This window comes from Burkholderia catarinensis (genome assembly GCF_001883705.2).
In the GTDB taxonomy this organism is placed as follows: Bacteria; Pseudomonadota; Gammaproteobacteria; order Burkholderiales; family Burkholderiaceae; genus Burkholderia; species Burkholderia catarinensis.
In genome coordinates this window covers 90,659-107,636 of the sequence record NZ_MDEQ02000003.1, presented here as the reverse complement: position 1 = coordinate 107,636, position 16,978 = coordinate 90,659, and the positions used below count along the sequence as shown (strand labels likewise).

Genomic DNA, 16,978 nt, shown 5'->3' with positions numbered 1-16,978 from the left:
CATCGCGACCGGTCATGCCGCGGCATGACCGCGCATGTGCCGATACAGGATTGGACACCACGCCGGCCGATGCGTCTGTGAGCGACCCCACCAAACGCCGATCTTCGTACGAAACGGGGATCGCACCCCGAAGCACCGGCAAGCGTGCCGCTCGAAGCGTCACGGCCCGCCGACCGACATCTTCGCGTACGACCGCCCCGCCGCCTCGGGCGCGGCCGGATCGGCAACGCGCGCGACCGGCCGGCCCGTCTCACGGCCCAGCGCCTGCATGCACAGGTCGATCACGATGTCCGTGCCCACCGCGCCGTACACGGCGTGGTCGATCTCTGATTTCAGGTGCAGGCGAACGTGGCGCGACCGCTGGAACGCATGCTCGATCGCGCCGAAGTGACGCCGGACATCGTCGATACCGGGGTCGAGGGCGCCGTACACCAGCGTCGTCCACACGTTGCGCTGCTCGAGCTCACGCATCACGCCGCGCGGCGTGTCGATGCGCGGCTTCCAGCCGACGCGCGCGGCAATCCCCTTCACGGGCACGCTGATACGCGCGACGGCATTCGCGGCCACCGCGCTCACGATCGGCCGCAGGTCGCGCCGTTCCCGCACGAGCCGCCTCCACTTCTGCCAGTCGCGCACCGACAGCCAGTAGCCGCGCACCGAGTTGTTCCGCTGCTTCTGCACCGCCTCGAGCGTGAGGCCGGACGGCCACACGAAACGCGCGAGATTGATCGCGATCACGCCGCCGAGCGACGGCGTCTTCACCGCCGCATGCAACGCCGCGTACGCGCCGGAACAGATGCCGGCGGCGACCACCTCCAGGTGACCGAGCGCGCGAAGCCAGTCCGCAGCGGCCGCCACGTCGTCGATCGACTGCGCCGAATACACGACGCCCGATTGGTCGTCCAGCGCATTGGGTCCGCTGTCGCCGACACCATTCACGTCGATCCGCAGGGTCGTCACGCCGACGCGCGCGAGCGCGCGGGCAAGCCGCACGCTGAAGCGCCCTTCGCCGCTGCGCGGATTCGTCGACGTGTTTGCGATCACGACCGCCGGGCCGGCCGGATTCTCCGGCCGCGTCTCGGCGGGACGGCAAAGCACGCCGACCAGCCGGTCCGGACCGACCGCGACGAACTGCTCGGTCATGTCGTTCATGTCGAGCGCGACGGCCAACTCGCCACTCCACACCGGGTCCGCTCGCAAGTGAGTTTCAGCGACAACCGGCATACGCGGCGCGCGTTCGGCGATCCAGTTCACGAGCGTGTCGATCGCGGCCAGCGGCAGGCGCGAGCGCGTGCCATCCAGCATCGTCGTCGCCCATTCGTGGAACGGTTCGCTCGCCACCTCCACGCCGCGTGCGAGCAACGCGTCTCGCAACGCCGGCCCGTCGCCCTGGTCGGGCTGGATCAGCAGCATCGCGCCGGGCAGCGTCGGCGCATCGTGCACGATGTCGCATAGATCGACCGCCTTCAGCGCATCGACGAAATCGGCGGGAAAGCGGTGCCCGAGCACGTTCATGCACGGTTCGTCGCGATGCGCGAGGCGGATCGCCGGCGACGTGGTGTCGAGCCACTGGCGATGCATGAACGACAGCTCGCGCAGGTACGCTCGGCCGCGCACGACCGGCGCCAGCGCGACCAGCGCATCGACGCGCGGCGACGGGCTCATGCTCGCGGCGGCCAGCAGCGCGAACAGCGCGCCCGCGCGGATCCCGACGAGCGTGAGATCGGTCACGCCGACCTCGTCGCGCAGCAGGTCGATCGCGTCGTGAATACTGGCGATGCTGGCGGCATGCCGGCCGGCGTCGCGGTCGTCGCCCGCTGAATCGCCGGTACCCGGATAGCTGAATCGCAACACCGCGACGCCTTCGCGAGCCAGACGCTCCGCGATTGCCCGCATGAGCTTGTGCGTCCACGAAGCCTCGTGGCCCAACGATTCGCACAGGATCACGCCTTGTTTCGTCTGTCCTTCGTGCAGCCACCCCACGCAGCTGCCGAACGTTATCGGCTTCAATCGGTACTCCTCGGATCGGTATTGTTATCGGACACGGACACGCGTTCCGGCGGCTCCACAGGAGTAAGCGACTCCACGACCATGCGACGGCTCGACGAACGCGCGATCGCCCGGCAGCGGACATCCACCGCGCCCCTGCGCGGCCCGCTCGCCCTGCTCCATGCGTTGTCCGGCTCCTGCGCCGGGGACGGCCTCGAGCGATCGCCCGTGCCGGCCCGCTCCGCGGAATCCGCCGCGTTGCCGCGACGGCGCGTTGCGCCGGATGCATTCGCCATGAACGAAAACAGTGCGTCCGATTAGATCATTCGGGTCGATCGGCCTTCGGTGCGGCAGCTTACAAATGCATTCTTCACTGCGGCGATACAGCGAGGCGCTCGTAGCCGCGATTCGCGCCGCGCGCGCGCACGGAATCCCCGAACGGTAGGCTCGCGAACACAGGCGCCTCTCGTGGCCCGTATCATGGCCGTCATACGATGTGGCCGCGCCGTCATCGCCGGACGGAACCGGCGCCCGCCGGAGCGGGTCGCTAACCCACGCAGCCGGGTCAACGCCGACCGGCCGCGCGAGCGCACGGTGGTCTGCAATCCGCCGCCCTGCGACACCCACGGCGCCGACCGAGCGAATGTCAAACCTCAAGAAGAACTTCCTGCTGTTGCTGACGCTTCAGATTTCGATGTATGCGGTGCCGCTGCTGATCGCACCGTTGCTCACGCACGCGCTGGGCCCGGAAGGCTACGGGCAGCTCGCGTTCTCGCTCGCAGTCATCGCGTATCTCACCAACTGCACGAGCTACAGCTTCGACCTGACCGCCACGCCGCGCATCGCGCTCGCACGCGACGACCGCACCGAACGCTCCCGCATATTCTGGGCGACGCTGTACGCGCAGATCGGCATCGCGGCGATCTGTTTCATCGTGCTGGTCGCATTGACCTTTCTGGTCGGGCGCTTCGGCGAAGACCGCCACCTGCTGCTGATCGGCTTCGGGATGGTGGCCGGCGTGGCGTTCACGCCGGGCTGGTATTTCCAGGGCATGGAGAAATTGCGCGCGCTCAGCGTGATCCTGTTCATCGGCCGCATCCTGAGCCTACCCGCGATGTTCGCGCTCGTGCACAGCTCGGCGGACATCGACCGGGCGATGATCGTCAACGCCGCCGTCCCGACGCTGTCCGCGGTCGTGCTGGCCGTCTACCTGTATGCCCAGCACGAGATCGACTTCGTTCGCGTGGGTTTCGCCGACATCGCCGAATCGCTGAAGGGCGGCTGGCAGGTGTTTCTCGCATCGACGTCGATCGCGTTTTACGCGTCGACCAACACCGTGCTGCTCGGCTTCGTGTCGGGTAACGTCGCGGCCGGCTACTTCGCTGCCGGCGACAAGTTGATCCGCGCGGCGCTCAGCATGCTCCAGCCGCTGAAAGCGGCCACCTACCCGCGCATCAGCTACCTGATGCGGCACGCGCGCAACGATGCATTTTCGTTCCTGCGCAAGCTGTTCGTCGTGCAGGTCGTGATGGTGCTCGGCATCTCGTTCGCGATTTTCTTCGGCGCGCCGCTCGCCGTGCGCCTCCTGTACGGCCCGTCGTACGAGCCGACGGTCCACGTGCTGCGCTGGATGGCGTTCATTCCGTTCATGGCCGGCATGACCGACCTGTTCGGCGTGCAAACCATGCTGCCGCTCGGGATGAAGTCCGCATTCACGCGGATTCTGATGTCGTCCGGGGTCCTCAACATCGTGCTGGTTCCGGTACTCGCAAAGTACTTCGCCGAACTGGGTGCCGCGGCCGCCGTGCTGCTCGCGGAGGCCGCGGTCGCCGCCGCGCTCGCGACTGTCGTGTATCGCGCCGGCATTCCACTGCCCGGCAGCCCTGTCGCGCGGCGTGGCTAGCGGACGGGCCGCCCGGCCTCTTTCTCGGGTGGCCCGAATCCGATCGCGCCGCGGTCGGTCGATGCGCATGTAACGAGCCGCATCATGCGGGCGCGCTTCACTTCGCCAGCATCAACGCCTGCCCCGCTCCGAACGCCTGCGCACAGGCACTGCTTGCTCCGCCGCACACGCGCGATCTGGAACGATGGCCGTTATTTTCACGCGCGATGCAGCTGCGCCGATGAGCACCGCAATCGTCGTGGATACAATCAACATTGCGACGCCATTCGCGTTTGTCGCGGCGATGTCGATCCGTTTTCCCATTCCCGCCGTTACGCTGGCGAGCGATAGCGCTTCCGTACCAATGAAAGCAGCTCAACGCGTGTATACAGACCCGCTGAAGACGGGCTGAAGAGCCGGCGACTCTGCATTGAATTACTTGCTCACCGGCTCGTCGAACTCCTGATCCGCGTTTATTGACCCAATCTCGGAATCATCGTGACTGTAGGAGCGGCGCTATAGGTAACCGTCATGGCGTCGCCCGGCTTGAGATCGACCATGCCGTTCGTCAACCCGGTCGCATAGGATGCTTGTCCGTTTCGGGAAACACTGATTGACGATACGGCGCCACCAGCGATCGACATGCTGACCGCGCTCACGTTGTTATTCGCAAACGTCCATGGTGAAGCACCGACCGTCTCCACAACGGGAGCCATCTGGACATAGGGGCCGACAAACCCGTTTTGGGCGAAATTGTCTTCACTCCACGACGTATTGTTCCAGGAGGCAGAATAAATAAAATTACCGACTGCTCGAGGATAATTGACCGGTTGAGCCATATAATTTCCTCGCAATTTTAGAGACGCTCCTGCCACGAGTGTTGCGATCGTGATAAGACAGGCAAATCCGTTGCAACAACCGATGTTTTCTCCAATATTGCCACTGATCTCCGTGAAATTTGAGCAGGAGCCGTCCAAATAAATCCCGTCCTTCGCGATGCCGGATAGTTGATTATTCGAAACGATACAGTCACTAGTGGCAGATAGGCTGATTCCGGTGGAAGTGCTCAATGAACTTGTTCCGGTGAATGTAATGGAAGCGCCGTTCGCAATTCCGCTGCCGGTGAAATTATTGGACAACGTGACGGTCGGGCCATTTCCGTTACCGGAGACCGACGTCACGTATGTGCCGATCGGGATATTCGTTCCGGATACGCCTTGCCCCACCGCACAGCCGCGTGCCGACGGATACGGCGCAAACGTCAGCGTGTTGGTTCCCGCCGCCGATGCGGCCGAGGTCGTGATCGTCTGAGACGTCATGCAGACCATCGGGGTAAAGACGATGGAAGCACCGCTCGCCACGGTGCCGATCGTCGCCTTGCTGAGCGTCACCGAATTCGCCGCCACGCCGGTCACGAAGGTTCCGACCGCGATGTTGGTACCGCTGACGCTCTGCCCGACCGACACCCCGGTCGTTTCGTCTCCGGGCGACCCGAAACCATAGTTGTCGTTGTAGGCCACGCCGGCCGTCGTGGCGAACGTCAACGATATGGCGCCACTCGCGGCGGAGGCAGTCGTCGCGATCGTCGCACCGAACAAGCCGATGCCGGAAAAAATCACGGTCCCGCCACTCGGTACAGTTGCATTCTGGTTCAGCGTTACCGTCGATACGTCTGCCGATACGACCGTGCCGATCGGTACGCTTGTTGAACCGTTGAAATACCAGGCCGTCATGCCGACGGCAACACCAGGGGTATTGGCGAAGTTCAGCGTCCGAGACGCCGAGGTCGCACTGATCGTCGTCAACGGGAACCCGTTCTTGTTATTCGGATCCCAGCCATTGACTATCGCGTTCTGTGAAATGTTGACCTGAATGTGGGTGCCGCCGGATGCTCCTAAAAATATTGGGCTCCCTGCTGAATTCTTGATGGTGTTGTTGGTGATTGAAATGCGGGAATTGTTGAATCCATTTGCCGTACTTAAATGCAATGCCCCGTAATAATTTGGGGCGTTCGGAAGATTGGGACGGGCGACGATGTCGGACGATATGCCACACGTATCCAGAATGTTGTCGGTTATTTTGACGTTGTCGTTACCATACGTTTGATAAAATGATTCCGAGGCAACATAAATTCCCGCACACTGAGAATTATAAATTTGGTTTCCTGAAACTGTTATATCCTGGGCGCCAACAATGGCAATGCCGCGAGCGTATTTTGTCTGATCAACGCGGTTGTTTGCAATAATAATGCGACGAGGACGAGCGAAATCTGTTTGATACCCAATGACAGCAAACGCATCATCGCCACCATTTATGACTTCGTTGCCTGTGATCGTAATGTCCGCGCTTGCGCCGGTAACGTGGAAGCCGTCATGCCAGACATTAAGCACTGTATTGCCAAAAATCTTCCCGTTGACGCAGGCACGCATCATGATGGCCTGGCTCGCAGCATTGTTGATTTTGCATCCAGATATCTCGAACAGGCTGCATTTCCCCAGGTTGATCGGCCCGGCATTTTCGTTGGCATAGTACCCCGTCGCATTTTTCGAGAAGAACTGCAAATTCTGAATTTTAAAATTGCTGGCGTTGTTCCAGTATATCGATGCGTTTTGGCCTTGTGACGTCGTGCACTGAAGAATTGAATTCCAGCCGGCTCCAATAATTGACGCGGTTGCAGTCAGTGTATTGCTGTACAGATAGATACCAGGTGGGAAATAGAGAGGAATCCCGGCATTGAGCGCTACCTGGAGTGCCGCCGTATCATCGGTCACGCCGTCACCCACCACCCCGAACCGCCTCACACTCATCGGCAAATCGACCAATTCCTGGAGAAGCGTTCTTGCGGTCAGGCCTGTCGCCGTACCAACGATATATGTAGCGGGAAATTCTGCTGTCATTGGGCGCTCCTGCGATCGCAATCCGTTGCGACGCAAAAATTGAAGTGGAGTTGCGGGATTCTCGGCGATCACCCGATCTCGCATACATCGTTTCGCGACCTTGTCGACCACCTTCAATGCGCGCGTACTCGCATCTGAACGCACGAATCAGCCTCAGAATAGGGGCAGATTTCTCGACGAAATGTGCGCGGAATAACCGAAGCGAACAGGCCGGCCCGAAATATCCTTGCGCTTCCGATACGGCAGAAACCTGACAGGGATTCCGACGCTGCACCATGCACTGATGCGTATCGCATCCAACACGAAGGGATGACAGTTCAACGACATCACGATGGACGACGATTTTTCTTCGGCCGAGTACTTCTTACTCCGCCACACAGCCGCAATCGGGAACGATGACCGTCTTTTCGACGCGTCGCGCGACCGCGCCGAATAAAGATCATACCTATCGGTACAAACACCGATGCTGTAGTCAGACTACATTCATACCATTAGCCACTGCAGAGAATCGCTACATCCGATTCGTCAGCGTCGGGCGGCCTGTGCGTCGCCGCCCGCGTGGACCGATCGAGCCCAACCGGCCGTAACGATTCCCCGCCTGGCCTGGCATGCCGACGCGCAACCACCCTGCATCGCCAGCCGAATGCGCCCGGTGCGAATCCACCGGGCGTGCGCAGCTCCAGACATCATCCGAACAACGAGCAATACGATCATGGAGAGCAACATGCGGGACAAACTCTGGCCGGCCGTCGTGCTGGCAGCGACCCTCTGCACCACCGCCTACGCGGGCGACGCCGATTTCAACGCGCAGGGCGACGCCACCGATGCGTTCGCGTCGGCCGCCGCGCTTCGGCGCGCCGACCTGCTCGTGCGCAAGATGACGCTCGACGAAAAACTTCAACTCATTCATTCGCAATACGAAATGTCTCAGGTGCCGGGTGGCGGCGCCGGCTACATCCAGGGCGTGCCGCGGCTCGGCATCCCCGATCTCAACATGGTTGATTCAGCGACCGGCTCCGGCAGCACGTCGCAGGCCAGCACGACGTTCCCCGCGACGATCGCCGTCGCCGCGAGCTGGGATCGCCGCCTGTCGTACGAATTCGGCAAGCAGGTCGCGATCCAGTTGCGCGCGCAAGGATTCGGCATGGGTCTTGCCGGCGGCACCAATCTCGCGCGCGAGCCGCGCGGCGGCCGCCTGTTCGAGTATCTCGGCGAGGATCCGCTGCTCGCCGGCGACCTGCTCGCCGAACGCACGCTCGCCACGCAGCGGCAGAAAGTCATCGCGACCATCAAGCACTACGCCGGCAACGAACAGGAGCACGGCCGGATGGGCGGCAACACGCAGATCGACGAGCGCACGCTGCGCGAGCTCTACCTGCTGCCGTTCGAGATCGCCGCGAAGCGCGGGCGGCCCGGCAGCGTGATGTGCAGCTACAACCGCCTGAACGGCGCGTATGCGTGCGAGAACACTCACCTGCTGAACGACGTGCTGAAGAACGAATGGGGCTTCCAGGGCCAGGTGCAGTCCGACTGGGGCGCCGCGCACAGCACCGCCGCCGCGATCAACGCCGGGCTGGACGAGGAAGAAGACGTCGGGCCGACCGTGTACCTGACGCCGGCGGCCGTCAAGCAGGCGATCGCGAACGGCTCGGTGTCGACCGCGCGCCTCGACGACATGGTGCGCCGCAAGCTCGCCGTGATGATCCGCGTCGGCGTGATGGACGATCCGGCCAAGGGCGGCGGCACGATCGATTTCGCGGCCGCGAACCGGTTCGTGCAGGCAGCCTCCGAGCAGTCGATCGTACTGCTGAAGAATGACGGCAACCAGTTACCGCTCGCCGCATCGGCGCTGTCGCGTATCGCCGTGATCGGCGGTCACGCCGATGCGGCCGTGCTGTCGGGCGGCGGCTCGGGCAACACGCGCGACCCGGTATCGGGATCGTTCGCGGGCTGCGGCGGCCTGACGTTCGGGTCGTCGACGGGGTGCAGCTGGTGGCGCAATCCGTGGCTGAAGGTCGACGTGCCGATCGTCGCCGCGATTCGCGCGCTTGCGCCGGCCGCACAGGTCACGTACGCGGGCAACAGCGACCAGCAGTCGCCGTTCCGCGCGTACACGCAGCAGGAGATCGACCAGGCCGCGGCGCTCGCGGGCCGTTCGGACGTCGCGATCGTCGTGGTCGCGCAGCCGGCCGGCGAGGACTTCGGCGACCTGCAGAGCCTGAGCCTCGCGAATCCGTCGAACCAGGATGCGCTCGTCGAAGCCGTCGCGCGCGCGAATCCGCATACGATCGTCGTCGTGCAGAGCGGCAATCCGGTGCTGATGCCGTGGAAGGACAACGTGTCTGCCATCGTCGAGGCGTGGTATCCGGGCGAAGCCGGCGGCAAGGCGATCGCGAACGTGCTGTTCGGCGCCGTCAATCCGTCCGGCAAGCTGCCCGTCACGTTCCCCGCGCGCGACCAGGATTCGCCGACCTGGGGGCAAAACGGCGCGTTCGACAACGATCCCGTCTACGCGGAAAAGCTGAACATGGGCTATCGCTGGTATGACGCGCGCAACATCAAGCCGATGTTCGAATTCGGCTACGGGCTGTCGTATACGCACTTCGCGTATTCGGGGCTGTCGGTGTCGAAGCAATGGGACGGCTCGCTGAGCGTCGCGTTCACGGTGCGTAACGACGGGCGCGTGGCCGGTGCGGAAACGCCGCAGGTCTATCTCGGCGTGCCGTACAAGGACGAACCGCCGAAGCGGCTGGTCGGCTGGGAGAAGATCCGGCTGAATCCGGGTGAGGCGCGGCATGTGCGCGTCACCGTGTCGCCGAGGATGCAGAGCGTGTGGGATACGTCGCGCAACGGCTGGCGGGTCGTGCCGGGCGGCACGGTGTATGTCGGCGCATCGTCGCGCGATATCCGGTTGCAGGGGCACTGATCGGAGATGAACCAACCGGGGGAGCCGCGCATCGCGTGCCCGGCTCCCCCGAGTTTGCCCATCCGCCGACAATCTTTACCGGCACAGCAGCGCCAGCAATGTCGCGAGCGCGGCAATCGCCGCGATCCCCGCCGCCACGCCGGCCAGATGCGCGGCGACCGCCAGGCCGGCCGGCAATCGCGACCCGGTGCCGGTCATCACACACCACTCCCTTCCAGCGTATCGAGCAACGGCCGGGCCAGATGCATGACCTGGTACACCATGCCCGAACCGTTGTCGTCGTCCGGTTCGTGTTCCGATACGAGTATCCGCGTCAGCCGCCAGCGCAGCGGATCGAGGCTGACCGCGGCCGCGACCACACCCTGCCGCGCCGCCGCTTCGCGATTGCGCGCAACCTCTCGTGCAAGCGTCGCGTCGAGATCGGCATCCGCCGGAATATCGATGGCTTCCAGACGGGCGAAGCGTCCCGTCGACGCACTGCCCTTGCGCGCATCGAGCACGACCTGCGTCTCGATCGGCGCGCGTCCGAAGCTGTCCGTCACGACCCGATAGCGGCCATCCGTCACGAACCCGGCGAACGCTTGTTCGTTACGCCACAGGTAAAACGACGCATAGCCGTTTTCCGTCGCGCCGTAACGGCCGGCCTCGCGCAGCAGGAATCCCTTGAACAGCAGGTCCGGCGTGTCGTCCCAGAGCCTGCCGCGCTCGAGGACGCGATTGCGGATGATGTCGAGGTCGTAGCCCGCCGGCAGGCGGTGCACGTAGTACGCGGTCAGCATGGTCGATCCTGGCGAAAGAAACGAAGGGATTCCGGGCGGCTGAAAACAGCGTAGAAGACCTTGAATCATTTGAAAAGACGATGGCAGAATATTTCAATGATTCAATTTTGAAATGGATGAAGGGACGATGAAAACGCTCGACATCGAAGCCGTGCAGGCGTTCGTGCTGACCGCCGACCTCAAGAGCTTCACGCGGGCTGCGGAAGCGATGGACACGACGCAGTCCGCGGTGAGCCTGAAGATCAAGCGGCTCGAAGACGGGCTCGGCCGCCGCCTGCTGGAACGCACGCCGCGGCAGGTCCGCCTGTCGGCCGACGGCACCGCGTTCCTGGAACCGGCGCGCGAACTGGTGGCTGCGCACCAGGGTGCGGTCGGCGCATTCGGCACCGGCCGGCGGCGGCTGGTGATCGGCGTGAGCCACCATGTCGTCGGCGCCGATCTCCCGATGCTGCTGCGGCGCATGAGCGAAGCAGAGCCGGGGCTCGTGCTGGAAATCCGGGTTGCGACGTCGCGCGACGTGCTCGATGCGTTCGACCGTGGCCAGCTCGACGCCGCCGTCGCGCTGCAGCTCGACAGCCGGCGGCTCGACGGCGAAACCATCCTGTCGGAGTCGTTCGGCTGGATGGCCGCGACCGATTTCGAGTACCATCCGCCGCAACCGCTGCGGCTCGCGACGCAGGCCGAGCCCTGCAGCGTGCGCCGCATGGCGGTCGGCGCGCTGGACGAAGCCGGTGTCGCATGGACGGAAGTCTTTGTCGGCGGCGGCGTGGCGACGATCGGCGCGGCGGTATCCGCGGGGCTGGCCGTCGCCGCGCTCGGGCATCGCGTGGCGCCCGCCGGTACGGTCGACGTAGGTGCGCAATATGGATTACCGCGGTTGCCGACGCGCGATGTCGTGCTCTACTCGAGTCAGACCGATGCCCCGGCCAGGCAGGCGCTGCGCACGCTGGGCGCGGCGCTGCGGTCGTCGGTCGGCGTGCGGTGATGTCGAGCGCGGCATGGACGGATCGGCAGGTGCGCCGGATGCCGGCCGGGGGCCTGTTCGCGGGACGTTTCGCCGCCCTCCCGCCTCGCACGCGGTATGCTTCGAGACCCGCCGCGCATCCGCCGCGGCCGATACAGACAACACCCGGAATACGGGCCCGCGATTGCATCGATCGCGCTTGCCCCTGACGATCGACGTGACTTACACCCTATCCGCTCCCCGCACGACCGAACTCGAAATCCGCAAGAGCCGCTTCATCGCGTTCGCGATTCCCGTCGACGACCGCGACGCCGCGATGCAGGTGCTGCAGCGCCTGCGCAGCGAGCATCCCGCGGCCACCCATGTGTGCTGGGCGCTGCTGGCGGGCGGCCAATCGGGCATGTCGGATGACGGCGAGCCGTCGGGCACCGCGGGTCGGCCGATCCTCGAAGTGTTGCGCCATCACGATCTCGACGGCGTGCTCGGCGCGGTCGTGCGCTACTACGGCGGCGTGAAGCTGGGAGCCGGCGGTCTGGTGCGGGCCTATACGGATGCGATTGCCTCGGCGCTGCTCGATGCCGAGCGTGTCGAACGCATCCGCTACACACGGCTTGCGATCGAGATCGGTTATCCCGATGAGGCGCGCGTGCGCCGCTGGATCGAGCAGGCGGGTCATGAACTGGTGGACAGCGCGTACGGGATGACGGTCAAGCTCGTGATCAAGCTGCCGGAAACCACCGCGGCCGATTCGAAAATCGAACTGTTCGACCTGACGCAAGGTCGCTCGGGGTTTCCCGATCTGTAACGAACGCTAACAATCCTCCCCGTCCCGCACCCCCGGCTGCCTGCAAATTCACCCGAAAAATCAGATACGTCCGATAGAAAAACCACGCGCCGAAACTTAATCTCACCGGGTTCCCGGCGACTCGCGCCGCAAACGTTTGGCCGGCAGGCCGGCGCAAGCTGCACGAATACGCCACCGGCGAGGCGGCATGCCCTGGCCGGGCGTGCCGACGTGCGGTTCGTCACGCGTCGCCAATAATCAAAACTCAGCTATGGGATAACGGACGCATGCATCAAGTGCAGACACTGCAAGCCCAGCTTGCGGAACTCGATCGGCGCATCAAGGCGGCACGGTGCCGCGAACGCAATGCAGTACTGGCGCAGGTGCGCGAGCTCGTCACGGACTACGCGCTGACCGCGCGGGAAATCTTCGGGCAGGGTTACAGCGATCGCGCGAAGCTGTTCACCGTCGGCGTGAAGTATCGCGACCCGGCAACAGGGGCGACATGGAGCGGGCGCGGCCGCGCACCCGCATGGATCGTCGGGCGCGACCGGGCCGCGTTCCTGATCCGGGAGTAACGCGCGCCGCGTTGCGCGGCGCGCCCCTTCATCGCATCGAATCCGCCTCGGCCGCTCACGCTCAGTAGGTATCCGGCACGATCATGTTGTCCGGCACCGGCCGGCGGATGTAATCCTCGTGATGCTCGCGCTGCGGCAGGTCGATCGTCTGGCGCGGCACATCGTGATACGGCACCTGCTGCAACAGATGGTGAATGCAGTTCAGCCGCGCGCGCTTCTTGTCGACGGCCTGCACGACCCACCACGGCGCTTCCGGAATATGCGTGCGCTGCAGCATCTCTTCCTTCGCGGCCGTATAGGCTTCCCAGCGGCGGCGGCTCTCGAGATCCATCGGGCTCAGCTTCCACTGCTTCAGCGGATCCTCGATGCGGCTCTGGAAGCGCGTCTCCTGCTCATGATCGGTGATCGAGAACCAGTACTTGACGATCTGGATCCCGCTGCGCACCAGCATCTTCTCGAATTCGGGCACCGAACGGAAAAACTCCTCGTATTCGTCCTCGGTACAGAAATTCATCACGCGCTCGACGCCCGCGCGGTTGTACCAGCTACGGTCGAACAGCACGATCTCGCCGCCGGCCGGCAGATGCGCGACGTAGCGCTGGAAGTACCACTGCGTGCGCTCGCGGTTGTTCGGCGCGGGCAATGCCGCCACCCGGCACACGCGCGGGTTCAGGCGCTGCGTGATGCGCTTGATCGCACCGCCCTTGCCTGCCGCGTCGCGCCCCTCGAAGATGACGACGAGCCGGTGCCCGGTGTTCACGACCCAGTCCTGCAGCTTCACGAGCTCGCCCTGCAGCCGGAACAGTTCGCGGAAATAAGCCTTGCGCGCCTCGCGACGCTCGGGCGAAAACAGCAGATCCTCGTCGTTGTCGAAGCGGCGATCGTCGAGTTCCATCTCGAGCTCTTCGTCATACGCGTCGACGAGATCTTCCTCGAAACGGCGCTGGCGCGTCTCCATCGATGTCATATCGGTGAGGTTGTCGGTCTCGGTACGGGTATCGTTGTCGCCCATGGGGCCTCCTTCCATCATTGACGCAGTCAAACTCCGCCATTATCCCAGTGTCGCGCGTCAAATAGATGAAAAACGCCTGTCACCCCGTCAGAAGCGGAACGCGAGCAGCACGCCGGCCAGCTCTGGGTTCGCCGAAACGTCGAACGTGTTCGACGCAAGCTGCCGGTTCGGCTGATCGGGCAGTCGCAACGGATCGACCGGATGCAGCTCGTACGACATCCGGTCGGCATGGGCGACACCGCTCTTCACCGCGCTGTTTCCGTCCGCGCCGGTCGAGCGGCTCGCGGGCGTCGGACATTACTGCTTCGAGGATGCGCCCGACGCCATTGCGGCACGGATCGCCGGATTCATCCGGACCACCGCCTGACAGCGTTCGGCAGCCAAGCCGGAACGCCCGGCTGCCGAACGGCGCGCGCGGCCGCTTTCGCGAACGCGCACGCGTCGCTTCACACGTCAGTGAATGATCCGCGTCACGCCACGCCCGCGCGGATCGGCCATCGCCTCCGGCGTCTTGCCGTCGATCTTGATCACCTGGATATCGCCGCTGAAGTCCTGGCCCTGCAGCGTATAGCCGCGCGCCTCGATCTGCTTCGCGAGTTCGCCTTCGATCGGGTGGTACGGCTCCCAGAAGATCGTGTTCGGCGGCAGCAGCTGATGATGGAAGCGCATCGCGCCAACGGCTTCCTTCAACGGCATCTTGAAATCGTAGATGTTGTTGATCACCTGGAAGATCGACGTGAAGATGCGCGAGCCGCCCGGCGTGCCGATCACCAGCGACACCTTGCCGTCCCGGGTCATGATCGTCGGCGACATCGACGACAGCGGGCGCTTCTTCGGTTCGATCGCGTTCGCGTCGCTGCCGACCACGCCGAACATGTTCGCGACGCCCGGCTTCGCGGAGAAGTCGTCCATCTCGTCGTTCAGCACGATGCCCGTGCCGTCGGCGATCACGCCCGAGCCGAAGTAGCCGTTGACCGTGTACGTGTTCGACACCGCGTTGCCCCACTTGTCGACCACCGAGAAGTGCGTCGTTTCGGCCTTCTCCGGCATCGTCGTGCCGAGGCCCGGCTGCACGCCCTTCGTGTCCGACGGCTCCTTCGGGTTGACCTCGGCCGCACGCTTCGCGATGTACGCGTCGGCGGTCAGCTGCGCGATCGGCACCTTGTAGAAGTCGGGATCGCCGAGATACTGCGCGCGATCGGCGAACACGCGCTTCTCGATTTCCGCGACGAGGTGGATGTATTGCGGCGAGTTGAGCTTCACGCCCTCGAAGTCCTGCTTGAGGTCGGCCTTCATCTTCAGCAACTGCACGAGGCCGATGCCGCCCGAGCTCGGGGGCGGCGCGGTGATCACGTCATAGCCGTTCCACTTCGCCTGCACCGGCTGGCGCCACACCGCGCGATATTGCGCGAGATCCTCGGTGGTGATCAGCCCGTTGCCGTCGCCGGTCTTCATCGACGCGGCGATCAGCTCGGCCGTCTTGCCCTTGTAGAAACCTTCCGCGCCGTCGTTCGCGATTCGCGTGAGCACGTCGGCGAGATCGGCCTGCTTGAAGTTCACGCCGGCCTTCAACCCGGAGAAGTACTTGTCGAAGTTGGTCTTGCCGCCGAACTCCTTCGATGCGTCGACGCCGCGCTGCGCCAGTTGTTCGTCGACGACGAAGCCGTCGCGCGCATAGTGGATCGCCGGCGCGAGCACCTGCTTCCACTTCAACTTGCCGAAGCGCTTCTGCGCTTCCCACATGCCCGCGACCGTGCCCGGCACGCCGACCGCGCGCGGGCCGTACAGGCTCATGCCCTTGACGACGTTGCCGTCCTTGTCGAGGTACATGTCCTTCGTCGCGGCGAGCGGCGCGCGCTCGCGGTAGTCGATGAAGTACGGCTTGCCGTCCTTGTAGATCGTCATGAAGCCGCCGCCGCCGATGTTGCCGGCTTCGGGGTACGTGACGGCGAGCGTGAACGCGATCGCGACGGCCGCGTCGATCGCGTTGCCGCCTTCCTTGAAGATCCGCTCCGCGGCATCCGCGCTGTACTTGTCGGCCACCGCGACCGCCGAGCTCGTCAGGACCGCAGGCTGCGACCCTTTCGCATAGGCGGGCGCGTTCGGCAGGAACCCGATGCCGGCCACCGTCGCAAGCACGACAGCGGATGATTTGAAGCGATTCAGCGTAGTCATTGCATGTCCCCCATTTTTGATCTCCTTCAGGCAGGAAAAGCACCCGATCCGCTTATAGCCGCTGGCGCGCCGGCGGCCATACGCCGGTTTCGTAGTATAGGGGGACAAAAAGGGTCGAACACGCGGCGCGCGACGAAAGCGCCATCGGCTATGTGCGCCCGTTCACGCTGCGGCGCCGACACATGCGTATGGAGCGGTCGAAATTGCTGCGGCGCGCGTCATCACGCAATGCACAAATCGGAAAGTTGCAAACCTCGTTGCATGCCGCACCGCACATGCAAAAAATGTGCAGGCGAATCGCCCGCTGCGCAGGCTGATCTGAGAAGATAGCGCCCCGCTTTCGCGCCGCATCATTTTTCTTTCGTTCACGCGCCGCTTCACGTTTCTTCGTCTCGCTCCCTATGGCATCACACAATGCGCATCATGCGTCCGGCTTCGCGGCCGGCGTCGCCGCCGCCGTCCTCGTCGCACAAACCGGCGCAACGGGCCCGTGGCACACGGGCATGCTCGCCGCGTTCGCGGCCGGCGTCGCGGGCGGCACCGCGCCCGACTGGCTCGAAGTCGCATGGTGGAGCCGCAAGCGCCGCCTGTGGATCACGCACCGTACCGTCACGCACTGGGGCATCGGCTGGGTCGCGCTGCTCGCGCTCGGGTGGCACGGGCTCATCCATCATCCGCATCCGCTGTGGGCCGCGCCGCTGTTCGGCTTCGCGTGCGGCGGCGTAATGCACCTGCTCGCCGACTGGCCGAACCCGCTCGGCGTACCGTGGATCTGGCGGCGTCACTCGCTCAACCTGTGGAATAGCGGGCATTGCGACCTGATCGTGGTGGCCGCCGCATGGGGCGGCACGCTGTGGCTCGCGCAGTCGCTGTGGTCACGCGCGCCGCTGCTCGAACACTGGCTCGGCTGGCTGCATCGCGTGTAGTTGCAATTCGGCACAATCCGGCGCGCTATCGGCGTGCCGACACGCATGCAACTTTCCGTCCATTGA

The 16,978-nt window shown here is 64.3% G+C and carries 14 protein-coding genes and 1 pseudogene; 8 read left to right on the top strand and 7 right to left on the bottom strand.

Features of this window, described 5'->3' with window-relative positions:
* Positions 1-159: 159 nt before the first annotated feature.
* Positions 160-2,010: a serine aminopeptidase domain-containing protein gene (locus tag BFF94_RS05770; RefSeq protein WP_128849743.1), complete on the bottom strand. Its 1,851-nt coding sequence runs from the start codon at positions 2,008-2,010 to the stop codon at positions 160-162.
* Between the two features lie 622 nt (positions 2,011-2,632).
* Here BFF94_RS05770 and BFF94_RS05765 point away from each other — a divergent pair.
* Together BFF94_RS05765 and BFF94_RS05760 are read left to right on the top strand one after the other, a co-directional pair.
* Entirely contained in the window at positions 2,633-3,892 is a 1,260-nt protein-coding gene (locus BFF94_RS05765; protein WP_128849747.1) for an oligosaccharide flippase family protein, read from the top strand.
* A gap of 184 nt (positions 3,893-4,076) precedes the next feature.
* Positions 4,077-4,283 carry a hypothetical protein gene (locus tag BFF94_RS05760; protein WP_128849749.1) on the top strand — a complete coding sequence of 69 codons (207 nt, stop codon included), beginning with the start codon at positions 4,077-4,079 and terminating at the stop codon, positions 4,281-4,283.
* Between the two features lie 61 nt (positions 4,284-4,344).
* On the opposite strand, the gene BFF94_RS05755 is transcribed toward BFF94_RS05760, so the two are convergent.
* A complete protein-coding gene (locus BFF94_RS05755; RefSeq protein WP_128849751.1) occupies positions 4,345-6,768 on the bottom strand; it encodes a right-handed parallel beta-helix repeat-containing protein in 2,424 nt (807 codons plus the stop codon).
* Positions 6,769-7,492: 724 nt separating this feature from the next.
* On the opposite strand from BFF94_RS05755, the gene BFF94_RS05750 reads away from it, so the two are divergent.
* The gene (locus BFF94_RS05750; protein WP_128849753.1) at positions 7,493-9,694 is read left to right on the top strand and encodes a glycoside hydrolase family 3 C-terminal domain-containing protein; all 2,202 of its coding nucleotides are present in this window, start codon (positions 7,493-7,495) and stop codon (positions 9,692-9,694) included.
* A gap of 75 nt (positions 9,695-9,769) precedes the next feature.
* Here BFF94_RS05750 and BFF94_RS38175 read toward each other — a convergent pair whose 3' ends face one another.
* Positions 9,770-9,895, bottom strand: a complete 126-nt coding sequence (locus tag BFF94_RS38175) for a hypothetical protein (protein ID WP_281426099.1) — start codon at positions 9,893-9,895, stop codon at positions 9,770-9,772.
* The gene (locus tag BFF94_RS05745; RefSeq protein ID WP_128849755.1) at positions 9,892-10,473 is read right to left on the bottom strand and encodes a DUF4865 family protein; all 582 of its coding nucleotides are present in this window, start codon (positions 10,471-10,473) and stop codon (positions 9,892-9,894) included. Before BFF94_RS05745 ends, BFF94_RS38175 begins: the two co-directional genes overlap by 4 nt.
* Before the next feature lie 127 nt (positions 10,474-10,600).
* Between BFF94_RS05745 and BFF94_RS05740 the strand changes: the two genes are divergently transcribed.
* The 3 genes from BFF94_RS05740 to BFF94_RS05730 all read left to right on the top strand — a co-directional run bounded on the left by BFF94_RS05740 (position 10,601) and on the right by BFF94_RS05730 (position 12,799).
* On the top strand, positions 10,601-11,458 hold the full coding sequence (locus BFF94_RS05740; RefSeq protein WP_128849757.1) for a LysR family transcriptional regulator: 858 nt from the start codon (positions 10,601-10,603) through the stop codon (positions 11,456-11,458).
* Positions 11,459-11,654: 196 nt separating this feature from the next.
* Entirely contained in the window at positions 11,655-12,242 is a 588-nt protein-coding gene (locus BFF94_RS05735) for an IMPACT family protein (RefSeq protein WP_128849759.1), read from the top strand.
* Positions 12,243-12,508: 266 nt separating this feature from the next.
* Positions 12,509-12,799, top strand: coding sequence for an H-NS histone family protein (locus BFF94_RS05730; protein WP_128849761.1), 291 nt, complete (start codon positions 12,509-12,511; stop codon positions 12,797-12,799).
* A 61-nt stretch (positions 12,800-12,860) separates the two neighbouring features.
* Here BFF94_RS05730 and ppk2 read toward each other — a convergent pair whose 3' ends face one another.
* Together ppk2 and BFF94_RS05720 are read right to left on the bottom strand one after the other, a co-directional pair.
* Positions 12,861-13,811: a polyphosphate kinase 2 gene (gene ppk2, locus BFF94_RS05725; RefSeq protein WP_128849763.1), complete on the bottom strand. Its 951-nt coding sequence runs from the start codon at positions 13,809-13,811 to the stop codon at positions 12,861-12,863.
* An 87-nt stretch (positions 13,812-13,898) separates the two neighbouring features.
* A complete protein-coding gene (locus tag BFF94_RS05720) occupies positions 13,899-14,060 on the bottom strand; it encodes a hypothetical protein (protein WP_158062134.1) in 162 nt (53 codons plus the stop codon).
* Between BFF94_RS05720 and BFF94_RS37770 the strand changes: the two are divergent.
* Positions 14,050-14,178 (top strand): annotated as a pseudogene (locus tag BFF94_RS37770) (alpha/beta fold hydrolase); the annotation flags it as partial. The gene BFF94_RS05720 and the pseudogene BFF94_RS37770 sit on opposite strands and share 11 nt — an antisense overlap.
* 86 nt (positions 14,179-14,264) lie before the next feature.
* Here the strand turns inward: BFF94_RS37770 and ggt are convergent.
* Complete coding sequence (gene ggt, locus BFF94_RS05715; protein ID WP_128849765.1) at positions 14,265-15,986, bottom strand: gamma-glutamyltransferase; 1,722 nt, start codon at positions 15,984-15,986, stop codon at positions 14,265-14,267.
* Between the two features lie 401 nt (positions 15,987-16,387).
* Here ggt and BFF94_RS05710 point away from each other — a divergent pair, with 401 nt between their 5' ends.
* Entirely contained in the window at positions 16,388-16,912 is a 525-nt protein-coding gene (locus BFF94_RS05710; protein WP_128849767.1) for a metal-dependent hydrolase, read from the top strand.
* Positions 16,913-16,978 lie beyond the last annotated feature (66 nt).